Origin of the sequence: Streptomyces sp. NPDC059900, from assembly GCF_050270335.1 — a bacterium.
In the GTDB taxonomy this organism is placed as follows: Bacteria; Actinomycetota; Actinomycetes; order Streptomycetales; family Streptomycetaceae; genus Streptomyces.
In genome coordinates, this window is sequence record NZ_JBNNJZ010000258.1 from 1 (window position 1) to 11,232 (window position 11,232).

The 11,232-nt window shown below is 72.4% G+C and carries 12 protein-coding genes; 3 read left to right on the forward strand and 9 right to left on the reverse strand.

The window, feature by feature from the left end; translation table 11 throughout:
- Positions 1-208: 208 nt before the first annotated feature.
- The 4 genes from ACQKIP_RS27620 to ACQKIP_RS27635 are packed head-to-tail and all read right to left on the reverse strand — an operon-like array spanning position 209 to position 4,821.
- Positions 209-1,429: an acetyl-CoA C-acetyltransferase gene (locus ACQKIP_RS27620; RefSeq protein WP_365855307.1), complete on the reverse strand. Its 1,221-nt coding sequence runs from the start codon at positions 1,427-1,429 to the stop codon at positions 209-211.
- Between the two features lie 47 nt (positions 1,430-1,476).
- A complete protein-coding gene (locus ACQKIP_RS27625) occupies positions 1,477-2,619 on the reverse strand; it encodes an acyl-CoA dehydrogenase family protein (protein ID WP_365855309.1) in 1,143 nt (380 codons plus the stop codon).
- Positions 2,620-2,638: 19 nt separating this feature from the next.
- Positions 2,639-3,664 (reverse strand): LLM class F420-dependent oxidoreductase, encoded by a 1,026-nt coding sequence (locus tag ACQKIP_RS27630; RefSeq protein WP_365855311.1) that lies wholly within the window; start codon positions 3,662-3,664, stop codon positions 2,639-2,641.
- Positions 3,664-4,821, reverse strand: coding sequence for a CaiB/BaiF CoA transferase family protein (locus tag ACQKIP_RS27635; RefSeq protein ID WP_365855313.1), 1,158 nt, complete (start codon positions 4,819-4,821; stop codon positions 3,664-3,666). Before ACQKIP_RS27635 ends, ACQKIP_RS27630 begins: the two co-directional genes overlap by 1 nt.
- A gap of 184 nt (positions 4,822-5,005) precedes the next feature.
- Between ACQKIP_RS27635 and ACQKIP_RS27640 the strand changes: the two genes are divergently transcribed.
- On the forward strand, positions 5,006-6,214 hold the full coding sequence (locus ACQKIP_RS27640) for a saccharopine dehydrogenase family protein (protein WP_365855315.1): 1,209 nt from the start codon (positions 5,006-5,008) through the stop codon (positions 6,212-6,214).
- Here ACQKIP_RS27640 and ACQKIP_RS27645 read toward each other — a convergent pair.
- Positions 6,186-6,899 (reverse strand): endonuclease V, encoded by a 714-nt coding sequence (locus ACQKIP_RS27645; RefSeq protein ID WP_365855317.1) that lies wholly within the window; start codon positions 6,897-6,899, stop codon positions 6,186-6,188. The genes ACQKIP_RS27640 and ACQKIP_RS27645 overlap by 29 nt on opposite strands.
- Positions 6,896-7,462 carry a hypothetical protein gene (locus ACQKIP_RS27650; RefSeq protein ID WP_365855319.1) on the reverse strand — a complete coding sequence of 189 codons (567 nt, stop codon included), beginning with the start codon at positions 7,460-7,462 and terminating at the stop codon, positions 6,896-6,898. Before ACQKIP_RS27650 ends, ACQKIP_RS27645 begins: the two co-directional genes overlap by 4 nt.
- 136 nt (positions 7,463-7,598) lie before the next feature.
- Between ACQKIP_RS27650 and ACQKIP_RS27655 the strand changes: the two genes are divergently transcribed.
- On the forward strand, positions 7,599-7,895 hold the full coding sequence (locus ACQKIP_RS27655) for a YciI family protein (RefSeq protein WP_365855321.1): 297 nt from the start codon (positions 7,599-7,601) through the stop codon (positions 7,893-7,895).
- Positions 7,896-7,914: 19 nt separating this feature from the next.
- Here the strand turns inward: ACQKIP_RS27655 and ACQKIP_RS27660 are convergent, their stop codons facing one another.
- Complete coding sequence (locus ACQKIP_RS27660; RefSeq protein ID WP_365855797.1) at positions 7,915-8,994, reverse strand: WD40/YVTN/BNR-like repeat-containing protein; 1,080 nt, start codon at positions 8,992-8,994, stop codon at positions 7,915-7,917.
- Between the two features lie 216 nt (positions 8,995-9,210).
- Here ACQKIP_RS27660 and ACQKIP_RS27665 point away from each other — a divergent pair, with 216 nt between their 5' ends.
- On the forward strand, positions 9,211-9,627 hold the full coding sequence (locus ACQKIP_RS27665) for an SsgA family sporulation/cell division regulator (RefSeq protein WP_365855323.1): 417 nt from the start codon (positions 9,211-9,213) through the stop codon (positions 9,625-9,627).
- Positions 9,628-9,672: 45 nt separating this feature from the next.
- Here the strand turns inward: ACQKIP_RS27665 and ACQKIP_RS27670 are convergent, their stop codons facing one another.
- Both ACQKIP_RS27670 and ACQKIP_RS27675 read right to left on the reverse strand, forming a co-directional pair.
- Complete coding sequence (locus ACQKIP_RS27670; RefSeq protein WP_365855325.1) at positions 9,673-10,527, reverse strand: isocitrate lyase/PEP mutase family protein; 855 nt, start codon at positions 10,525-10,527, stop codon at positions 9,673-9,675.
- A 99-nt stretch (positions 10,528-10,626) separates the two neighbouring features.
- The coding region (locus ACQKIP_RS27675; protein WP_427744403.1) for a GOLPH3/VPS74 family protein at positions 10,627-11,232 on the reverse strand (606 nt) is incomplete at its 5' end.

An 11,232-nucleotide genomic window follows, 5' to 3' on the forward strand; every position in this document is an offset into this window, starting at 1 on the left:
GACTGGGGTGGGCTGACCTGTGCGTTGCCGACTGCGGGTCGTGGTGGGTTGCTCGCGCAGTTCCCCGCGCCCCTGAGGAGACGCGCACTGCGTGCGCTGACTCCTCGAGGGGAAAGCGCGGCGAAGCCGCGACTTTCAGGGGCGCGGGGAACTGCGCGACCAGCCACGAAGCACCCGCGGTCGGCGACGGACGTCAGTCCCGTGGCGCTTAGCCGGAGATGCGCTCCACGATCGTGGCGATCCCCATGCCTCCGCCGACGCACAACGTGGCCAGGCCGTACCGCTTGTCCTGGCGCTCCAGCTCGTCGACCAGCGTGCCCAGGATCATCGCCCCCGTGGCGCCCAGGGGATGGCCCAACGCAATCGCGCCGCCGTTGACGTTGACCTTGTCCAGGGACAGGCCCATGTCCTTCACGAAGCGCAGGACCACCGCCGCGAACGCCTCGTTGATCTCGACGAGGTCGATGTCGTCGATGGTCAGACCGGCCTTGGCAAGCGCCTTGCGGGCGGCCGGGGCGGGACCGGTGAGCATGATGGTCGGCTCGGAACCGGAGACCGCCGCGGAGACGATGCGGGCGCGCGGCGCGAGGCCGTACCGCTCGCCGACCTCCTTGGAGCCGATGGCGACCAGCGCGGCGCCGTCCACGATGCCGGAGGAGTTGCCCGCGTGGTGGACGTGGTCGATCTTCTCGACCCAGTGGTACTTCTGCAGCGCGACCGCGTCGAAGCCGCCGAGGTCGCCGATGTCCTTGAAGGACGGCTTGAGCTTGGCGAGCGAGTCGGCGGTGGTGCCGGGACGCATGTACTCGTCGTGGTCCAGGACGACCAGGCCGCTGCGGTCCTTCACCGGGACGACGGACTTCTCGAAGCGGCTGTCCTTCCACGCCGCCGCGGCGCGCTCCTGCGACAGCGCGGCGTACTCGTCGACGTCACGCCGGGAGTAGCCCTCCACCGTGGCGATGAGGTCGGCGCCGATGCCCTGCGGCACGAAGCCGGTCTCGTAGTTGGTCATCGGGTCGGCGAACCAGGCGCCGCCGTCCGAGGCCATCGGGACGCGCGACATCGACTCGACGCCGCCCGCGAGGACGAGGTCCTCCCAGCCCGAGCGCACCTTCATCGCGGCCATGTTGACCGCTTCGAGCCCGGAGGCGCAGAAGCGGTTCTCCTGGACGCCGGCGACGGTGTCGGGAAGACCGGCGGCGATGGCCGCGATGCGCGCGATGTCGGAGCCCTGGTCGCCGACGGGGCCCACAACGCCCAGGACGATGTCGTCGACGGCGGCCGGGTCCAGGTCGGGGAACCGCGCCCGGATCTCGTGGATCAGGCCGACGACGAGGTCGATCGGCTTGGTGCCGTGCAGGGCGCCATTGGCCTTGCCGCGTCCGCGCGGGGTGCGGATCGCGTCGTATACGTACGCTTCGGTGGTCAAGACAGCAGCCTTTCGCAAAGAACTCTGCAGGTGAGGGTGGGGCGGACTCAGGCGAGCAGGGAGCGGCCGATGATCTCCTTCATGATCTCGGTCGTACCTCCGTAGATCGTCTGGATGCGGCCGTCGGTGAAGGCCTTGGCGACGCGGTACTCGGTCATGTAGCCGTATCCGCCGTGCAGTTGCAGGCAGCGGTCGGCGACGCGCTTTTGCAGTTCGGTGGCCCACCACTTGGCCATCGACGCGTGCACGGCGTCGAGTTCGCCGTTCGAGTGGTCGACGATGCAGCGGTCGAGGAAGGTGCGGGTGACCGCGCACTCGGTCGCCATCTCGGCGATCTCGAAGCGGATGTGCTGGAGCTTGGAGAGCGGGCGTCCGAAGGCCTCGCGCTCCTTGACGTACGTGGTGGTGATCTCCAGGAGGTGCTCGGCGGCGGCGATGCCCGCGACGGCGATGCCCATGCGCTCCTGCGCGAGGTTCGTCATCAGGTGGATGAAGGCGCCGTCGAGTTCGCCCAGGAGGTTCTCCTTGGGGACGCGTACGTCGTTGAAGAACAGCTCGGCGGTGTCCTGGGACTTCTGGCCGATCTTGTCGAGGTTGCGGCCCCGCTCGAAGCCGTCCATGCCCCGCTCGACGACCAGGAGGGACAGGCCCTTCGCGCCGCCCTCCGCGTTGGTCTTGGCGACGACCACCACCAGGTCGGCGAGGATGCCGTTCGAGATGAACGTCTTGGAGCCGTTGAGCAGCCAGTGGTCGCCCTGGTCGGCGGCGGTGGTGCGGATGCCCTGGAGGTCGGAGCCCGCGCCCGGCTCGGTCATCGCGATGGCCGTGATGATCTCGCCGGAGCAGAAGCCAGGCAGCCAGCGCCGCTTCTGCTCGTCGGTGGCCAGGGAGGTGAGGTAGGGGCCGATGATGTCGTTGTGCAGGCCGAGTGCGAGCCCGGCCGCGCCCGCGCGGGTGAACTCCTCGGCGAGGACCGCGCTGTAGCGGAAGTCGGTGTTCCCGCCGCCCCCGTACTCCTCGGGCACGGCGAGCCCGAGCAGCCCCTGCTTGCCCGCGGCGAGCCAGGCGTCACGGCTGACGATCCCGTCCTTCTCCCACTCTTCGTAGTGGGGCAGCACCTCCTTGGCGAGAAAGGTGCGGACGGTCTCGCGGAACGCCTCGTGTTCGGCGGTAAAGATCTGTCGCTTCACGTACGGCCTCCTGGAGCCTTCAGAGCCAGCCCTTGACGGTCTCGATCGACTTGGCCGGCCCGGGGCCGACGGGAATGACGTTGAGCATGGTGACGCCCGCCTCGCGGAAGGCCTCGACACGCTCACGGACGTAGCTCTCGGGCCCGCACAACGTCATGAGCTCGCAGAACTCGTCCGGGACGGCGGCCTCGGCTTCCTTCTTCTTGCCCGAGAGATACAGCTCCTGAATGCGCGCGGCCTCCTTCTCGTAGCCGTACGCGACCGCGAGGTCGTTGTAGAAGTTCTTCCCCGGTGCGCCCATGCCGCCTACGTAGAGGGCGATTTGCGGGCGGGCCAGATCCCGCGCGGCGGCCGCGTCGTCACCGATGGCGAGCAGTCCGCCCGCGACCGTCTGCAAGGGGCCCAGCGCCGGATCGCGCTTCTCCTTGCCCTCGGCGAGCGGGGCGCCCCACACCTGGTGGGCCTTCTCCGGGATGAACAGGGTGGGCAGCCAGCCGTCGGCGGTCTCCGCGGTCATACGGACGTTGGCGGGGCCCAGGGATGCCACGTAGAGGGGCACTTCCGGGCGGACCGGCCGGGTGAGGATCTTCAGCGGCTTGCCCAGCTTGCCGCCCTTCTCGGCGGGCAGCGGCATGTCCGTGACGCCGTGGTGGTCGATGACCTCGCGGCGCAGGATGCGCCGGGTCAGCTCGATGGCCTCGCGGGTGCGGGCCAGGGGTTTGTCGTACGGCTTTCCGTGCCAGCCCTCGACGACCTGCGGGCCCGACGCGCCGAGCCCGATGATCGCCCGGCCGCCGGAGATTGCGTCGAGTCCGGCCGCCGTCTGGGCGATGAGCGCGGGGGTGCGCGAGTAGACGTTGAGGATCGCGGCGCCGATCTTCATACGCTCGGTGCGCGCGGCCAGGTAGCCCATGATGGTGGGCGAGTCGAAGCCGTACGCCTCCGCCACCCAGACGGCGTCCAGGCCCGCGGACTCCAGGGCGGCCACGTCGTCGGCGGCCTGCCGCGGATCGCCCGCGTAGGCGAGAGGTGCGGAGATCTCCATCAGCTGTCTTCCTTCGTGGTGATGCCGGAATGCTGGACGAGCACCGGTACGTCCCAGTCGCGGGCCACGGCCTCGGTGTCGGCGCCCGGCTGGGCGGGGCCGCCGCGGACGTGCGTGGGGGTCGCGGAGAAGCGGGGTGCGGGGGCGGGCTGGGTGATGCCGCCGTGGTGGACGAAGGTGCCGCGGGCCGCGAGATGGGGGTGGCCGGGGGCCTCGGACAGCGAGAGCACGGGCGCCACGCAGGCGTCGGAGCCCTCGAAGACGGCCGTCCACTCCTCGCGCGTGCGCTCCTTGAAGCGGGCGGCGACCGCCTCGCGCAGCTCGCCCCAGCGCGCGAGGTCCTTGCGCGCGGGCGCCTCGCCGGTGAGGCCGAGCAGTTCGATGAACTCGTCGTAGAACTGCTGCTCCAGGGCGCCGACGGCCATGTAACCGCCGTCGGCGGTCTCGTAGTTGCCGTAGAAGGGGCAGCCGCCGTCCAGGAGATTGGCGCCGCGCCGGTCCTGCCAGCCGCCGCCCGCGAGCATGCCGTGGATCATCGACGTGAGATGCGCGGTGCCGTCGACGATCGCGGCGTCCACGACCTGCCCCGTGCCGTGCTCGCGCGCGTGGTGCAGGGCCGCGAGGATGCCGACGACGAGATAGAGCGAGCCGCCCGCGTAGTCGCCGACGAGGTTCGCGGGGACCGTGGGCGGCTCGCCGGGGTTGCCGATCATGCCGAGGGTGCCGGTGATCGCGATGTACGCGATGTCGTGTCCGGCGCGCTGGGCGAGCGGTCCTTCCTGGCCCCAGCCGGTCATCCGGCCGTAGACCAGCTTGGGATTGCGGGCGTGACAGGCGCCGGGCCCCACCCCGAGGCGCTCGGCGACGCCGGGGCGGTAGCCCTCGATGAGCACGTCGGCGCGGTCCACCAGGTCGAGGACGCGGTCCGCGCCGTCCGCCGCCTTGAGGTCGACGATCACGGAGCGTTTGTTGCGGTTGGTGACGTCGTACTCGGGATTGATCGCGAGACCGCCGCCGCCCGGCCGGTCGACGCGTACGACGTCGGCGCCGAGGTCGGCGAGGAGCATGGCCGCGAACGGGCCGGGACCGATCCCCGCCAGCTCGACCACGCGCACCCCTGCCAGCGGCCCGAGAACGCCCTTGTCCGGAACTGCCATTGAGCCCCCAGCGTTATGACACAACTGATGTAACACCAGTGATGCTAAGAACGTGTTCCACTCCGCACAAGACCCTAGCAAGCAAGCGCTTAGACAAATTGGGGACGGGCCGTGCGGCCGTCTCCGCTTCGCGCGCTAGCCTCGGCGTCCGACATCGACGCGGGGCGCACGGCAGAGAGGTGCCATGACCAGTCAGAACGGCAACGGCAAGAAGCGCGCGGCGGACCGCGCGTACGACATCGTCCTGTTCGGAGCGACCGGTTTCGTCGGCGTGCTCACCGCCCAGTACCTCGCCGCGCACGCGCCCGAGGGGCTGCGCTGGGCGATCGCGGGGCGTGACACCGGGAAGCTGGAGCGGCTGCGGGACACGCTCACGCTCACCCACCCGGCCTGCGCGGAGCTCCCCCTCGTCCGCGCGGACGTGGCGGACCCGGCGTCCCTGCGCGAGATGGCGGGCCACGCGCGCGTGGTGGCCACGACCGTCGGCCCCTACCTCACGTATGGCCAGGATCTCGTCGCCGCGTGCGCGGAGGCGGGCACGGACTACGTGGACCTCACCGGCGAGCCCGAGTTCGTCGACCTCATGTACGTGCGGCACGACGCGACGGCCCGGGAGACGGGTGCGCGTCTGGTGCACTCCTGCGGATTCGACTCCATCCCGCACGATCTGGGCGCGTACTTCACCGTGCAACAGCTCCCGGAGGGCGTGCCGCTGCGCGTCGACGGGTTCGTGCGCACCAACGCGACGTTCTCCGGCGGCACGTTCGCCTCCGCGCTCAACCAGTTCGCCCGCGGGCCGCAGATGATGGCCGCCGCGCGTGACCGGCGCCGCCACGAGCCCCGTGTGGTGGGCCGTACGGCGTACGCGCCGCCGGGCGCGCCCCGGTACGCGGGCGAGGTCGGCGCCTGGGCCCTGCCGCTGCCGACGATCGACCCGCAGGTGGTGCAGCGCTCGGCGCGGGCCCTGGACCGCTACGGGCCCGACTTCCGCTACCGCCACTACGCGGCGGTGAAGACCCTGCCGTTCGCGGTCGGCGGCGCGGCGGCCGTCAGCGGTCTCGCGGTCGCGGCGCAACTGCCGCCCGCCCGGCGGTGGTTGTCCTCGCGGATGAAGCCGGGGGACGGACCGGACGAGCAGCGGCGGGCCAAGAGCTGGTTCTCCGTGCGGTTCGTCGGCGAGGGCGGCGGCAAGCGCGTGTTCACGGAGGTCTCGGGCGGCGATCCGGGGTACGACGAGACGGCGAAGATGCTGGGCGAGGCCGCGCTGTGCCTGGCCGTCGACGACCTGCCGCCGGTGGCCGGGCAGCTGACCACCGCCGTGGCGATGGGCGACGCCCTGACGGCCCGCCTCGAGGCCGCGGGGCTCAGGTTCCGGGTGGCGGCGTCGCGCTAGCGGTCGCCTCGCGCAGTGCCGAACGGCACAGGGCGTCCGCGCGCCGCGTCGACTCCGGGAGGCGGTAGCGCGGCGTCAGGCCCAGGGTGTGGGCACAGGCGTTGTCCAGGCTCACGCGGTGGCCGACGGAGACGAACACCGGCTTGACGCCCTCGCGGGTGCGCAGGGCGCGGCCGACCTCCTCCGCTCCGTCGAGGAGGGAGGCCGCGCTGCCCCGCGGGGCGCCGGGAGCCTCGTGGGCGAACGTGAAGGGGTTCTTGGCGACGCCGATCGTGGGCAGCCCCGTGAGGACGCCGAGGTGGCTCGCGAGGCCGAACCTGCGGGGGTGCGCGATGCCGTAGCCGTCGCAGACGACCAGTCCCGGATCGGCCGCGAGCCTGCCCAGGGCGGCGAGGACGGCGGGGATCTCGCGGAAGGCGAGCAGACCCGGCACGTAGGGGAAGGCCACGCGGCCCACCGCGGTCGCCTCCTCGACGACACCGAGGGTCGCGGCGTCCAGGACGACGACCGCCGCGGCGACGATGTCGCGCTCGTCGTCGTAGGCGACGTCGACTCCGGTGACGTGGCCCGTGCCCGGCGCCGGGCCTGTCTCGTCGAGCACGGTCCGGGCGCGGAGTTCGTCCTGGACGGCGCGGGCGGTCTGCTCGTCGGCGGGCCAGTCGGCGGGCGTGTGGGAGATGGTCACTTGGCCGCCGCGAACTTCCAGACGAAGGCCTGGCCCTCCAGGTCGGACCAGTGGACCTCCAGGTCCTTCGCGTCCTTGGGCACCAGATAGGTCTCGCACAGGACGTGGGACTCGCCCCGCTTCCAGCCCTTGATGGACCGGGGCGACTCACAGCCCTGCTTGCCGTCGGCGGCGCCGACGATCAGGGTGCCGCGCCTGCCGTCCGCCCAGATCCTGCTGGAGTAGCTGACACGCGGGCTCGTGGCGAGGGGCGTGGCGGACTTGTACGTGTACTTCACATGGGCGACCGCCGGGACCAGGCCCTCGGCCTCGTCGGGGTCCGACACCATCTTCGCGGTCTCGGCCTCGGTGCCCAGCTCGACCTTCTGCGCGGTGACCTCGTAGGCGCGTGAGACGAGGCCCTCCTTCGACTCGCCGGTGGCGCTCTCGCCGGTGCCACGCGCACCGGCCTTCGCCCCGTCGCCGGAGTCCTTCTTGCCGTCGCCGCCCCCGCAGGCGGTCAGCGCGAGGGCGAGCACGGCCACGGGTGCGGCGACGCGCAGAGCGGTCTTCCTGTACAGCAAAGCGAACTCCCGGCGGGAATGGGGCGGCCACGCGTCACTAAGCCGCCCCATGGAGCGACCGGTTGAACGTTCAGGATAAAGCGAACGCCCCGGGGCGCGGCCACGCCTGGCGGGGCGCGGCGGTAGCCTCGCGCTCATGTTCGTTCTGGAGCTGACCTACACCGCGCCCGTGTCCGCCGTCGACAAGGAGCTTCAGGCGCACGTCGCCTGGCTCGACGAGCTGTACGCGCAGGGCGTCGTCATCGCGTCGGGGCGCAAGAACCCGCGGGACGGCGGCGTGCTGATCGCCGTGGCCGACGACCGCGCGGCGGTCGAGAAGATCGCCGCGAGCGATCCCTTCGTGCTCGCGGAGGTCTGCGAGTACCGCATCACCGAGTTCATCGCCACGAAGACGGCCCCGGCACTCGCCCCCTACCGGCAGGTACTGCCCTGACGGCGCCCGGGCGGGGCACCTACCGCCGCTCCCAGCGCGCGATCCGGCCCTTCTCGCCCGACGCCCAGCAGGCCCCGTCGCGGGTGCAGTCCACGGTGTCGTACGACCCCGCGTCGACCGTCCGCCAGCTGCGCCCGCCGTCCGCCGTGACATCGGTGCCGGTGGGCCCGACCGCGAGGGCGCCCCGGCGGCTCCCCGGCAGCCAGGCCACCCCGGAGCGGTAGGCGGGCGGGGGCTGCTTCGCCGTGGTCCAGGTGCGGCCGCCGTCCCCGGTGGTGGCGGCGGCCTTCGGCGACGGCTGGTCGGCGCGGTAGTCGCCGCCGACCGCGATGCCGTGCGTACGGTCGCGGAAGGCGAGGCCGAAGACGCCGCGCGCCGGGTCGCCCGCCGGGACCGGGGCGTCGGTGGCCGTCCAGGTGCGGCCGCGGTCGGACGAGTGCAGGACACGCGCGCGTGCCGCTCCCCCGGTGGCCAGCCATACGTCGCGGGAGCCGGAGCTCACCAGGCACTGGCCGCTCGCGGCGAAGCCCGCCTCGCCCTCCTGTGCGGCGGGCATGCCCTTGTCGGGCAGGACCTTCCAGGAGCGGCCGCCGTCAGCGGTGGACAGGATGCGGAACTTGCCGTCCACCGGGTCGCTCATGGCCAGGCCGTGGCGCGGGTCGAAGAACGTCATGCAGTCGTAGAAGGCCTTCGGGTCGGTGTTGCGGAAGGACTCCGTCCAGGTCGCCCCGCCGTCCGCCGTGCGCAAGACCCGCGAGGCCTCGCCCTCGCCGATGGCGAGGACCACCGCGCGGCGCCCGTCGAACGCCTGGATGTCGCGGAACTCCAGTTCCCCGGCTCCGGGCGGAGAGACGTTGCGCCATGTGCCGCCCCCGTTCGAGGTACGCAGCACGGTGCCTTTCGTGCCCGCCGCCCACGCCGTCCGGTGGCTGACGGCGGCCAGACCGCGGAAGCGCACGTCGGTTCCGCTGTCCTTGAGATCCCAGCCGCCGCGCTGCTGCGAAAGGCCCACAGGGCTTGCGGGGACTGCTCCGGCGGCCTGCGGCGCGGCCAGCGCCGTCGCGGCGAGAGCGGCCCCGCACAGCCCCGCCGACACCATGCGACCCACGCGCCGCGACCCTCTCGTCTTCCCCAAGGACTTCATGGCCGGCGAAGTTACCACCGGAACTCATGATTCCTTCCGCGATTTCTGTGAAGACGGTGAAGAGCACGCGGTGACCGAGGTCACTCTGTATTCGCGTGCACGGATTCCGTCATTCCGACGTCTATCCCAGTGTCGACCCGAGTCGTCCAGCTGTAGTTGAGGGAGCAGGCCTTGTCCACCAGCATCGATCAAGCCGTAGAGGCCCGCCTCGTCGCCGCCGCACCGCGGATGCCGACGATTCCCGCGTCGCTGCACTACGACCGGAATGATCCGTTCGCCGTTCGCATGAGCTTCCCCGCCCCGGCGACCCTCGAAGGCATCGAGGTCTACTGGACCTTCGCCCGCGAGCTGCTCACCCTGGGCATGGAGCAGGCGGTGGGCGACGGCGACGTTCGCGTCCGGCCGTACGGCTTCGACCGCACGGTCGTGGAGTTCCACGCCCCGGAGGGCACCGCGATCGTCCACATCCGCACCGGCGAGCTGCGCCGCTTCCTGCACCGCACGCTGGCCCTGGTTCCCGCGGGCGACGAGCATCTGCACGTCGACCTGGACCACGACCTCGCCGAGCTGATGCGGGACGCCTGCTGAGCCCGCGGCAGGCCCGCTGAACCGTCACCCGCGGCACCCCCGCCCTCACCCGGCGAGCAGCGTGTTCAGCTCCCCGTAGTCGAGGCCGCCCGCCAGCGACGCGTACGTGCCCTCGGCGAGCAGCTCACGCGCGGCTTCGCGCACGACCGCGTGCGCGGCCTGTGCGATGCCCGGGCCCACACTGATCCGCGCGACGCCCAGACCGGCGAACTCGGCGACCGACGGCGCACCGGGGCCCGCCATCACGTTGAGCGGTCCTTCGATGCCCTCGACGAGCGTCTTCACCGTCTCCGGGTCCACGGCGCCCGGCACGAAGATCCCGTCCGCTCCGGCGGCAAGGAAGGCGGCAGCCCGCTCCAGGGTCAGGCCCGCCCGGTCCGCCGGCTCTCCCACGCCCCGCAGATACGTGTCGACGCGCGCGTTGACGAACAGCGGCACGTCCGCCGCGTCGGCGGCCGCGCGGGCCGCCGCGATGCGCTCCGCCTGCCCGGCGACCGAACGCAGCGGTGCGCCCTCCTCGTACAGCGGGTCCCCTTCGTACAGCGCGTCCTCGATGTTCACGCCGACGGCGCCCGCGGCGAGCACCTCGCGCACCGTGCGGGCGACACCCGCCGGGTCCGCCGCGTAGCCGCTCTCGATGTCGGCGGTCACCGGCACCGAGACCGCCGCCGCGATCACGGCGACCGCCCCGAGCGCGCGGTCCCTGCCGAGCCGGTCGCCGTCCGCGGCCCCCAGGTCCCACGCGACACCGGCGCTGGTGGTGGCCACGGCCGCGGCTCCGGCGGCCTCGATGATGCGGGCGCCGGCCGCGTCCCACGCGTTCGGCAGCACGAGCGGCCGGCCGGCGATGTGCAGGGCCCGGAATGCCGCCGCCTGATCACGAAGGTTCGTCGTCGTCATGCGATCACTCAATCAGCGCCGTACGGACCCGGGCTGGCGTGAATCCGACCTGTACGTCCGCGCCGCGCGGCCCTTCGCACCGCTCCTCGCGCGGCCCCCTCAACCGCCCCCGCTGCCGCCGGACCTGGCCGCCTCCGCGGCCGTGACCGCCGAGGCCAGCGCCTTGCGCAGCCTGCGCATCACCTCGGGCAGCCCCGGAGCGGGCGCCCCGCTGCGCTCGGTGAGCTCGTCGAGCCGGTCCTTGTGCTGCCTGCGCTCCTTGCCCGGGATGACGCCGCGCAGCTTGCCCGTCGCCGCGCACACGACGAGGGCCGCGTCGCCCGCGGGCACCTCGGACACCGGCACCGGACCGCGCAGCACGGCGAGCGCCTCGGCGTGCAGGACCTCGACGTACCCGGCGCGCTCCAGCTCGTACCGCCGGGAGGGGAAGATCCAGAGGATCCGGGTGCGCTCCGTGCGCAGGAAGCCCTCGGCGACCAGCTGGTCGCGCACCCGGTCCAGGGTGTGGCGGGACTTGTGGGTGATCCAGCCGCGCCATTTGCGGGGCCGGGACTCCTCGATGAGTTCGAGGAGGCGGTCCAGGGCCGCGTCGCCGGTGCGCGCGCCGAAGACCGGCGTGACGATGCCGTCCACGTCCGAGACGAGTCCGCGCTGGGCCAGCTCGGCGAGCGCGCAGGCCCGTACCGCGTAGGGCAGGTCGGGGGC

Coding starts and splice junctions, on each gene's coding strand:
- ACQKIP_RS27630 (WP_365855311.1), bottom strand. CDS start 3,664: ATGGAGATCTCCGCACCTCTCGCCTACGCGGGCGATCCGCGGCAGGCC.
- ACQKIP_RS27635 (WP_365855313.1), bottom strand. CDS start 4,821: ATGGCAGTTCCGGACAAGGGCGTTCTCGGGCCGCTGGCAGGGGTGCGC.
- ACQKIP_RS27640 (WP_365855315.1), top strand. CDS start 5,006: ATGACCAGTCAGAACGGCAACGGCAAGAAGCGCGCGGCGGACCGCGCG.
- ACQKIP_RS27655 (WP_365855321.1), top strand. CDS start 7,599: ATGTTCGTTCTGGAGCTGACCTACACCGCGCCCGTGTCCGCCGTCGAC.
- ACQKIP_RS27660 (WP_365855797.1), bottom strand. CDS start 8,994: ATGGTGTCGGCGGGGCTGTGCGGGGCCGCTCTCGCCGCGACGGCGCTG.
- ACQKIP_RS27670 (WP_365855325.1), bottom strand. CDS start 10,527: ATGACGACGACGAACCTTCGTGATCAGGCGGCGGCATTCCGGGCCCTG.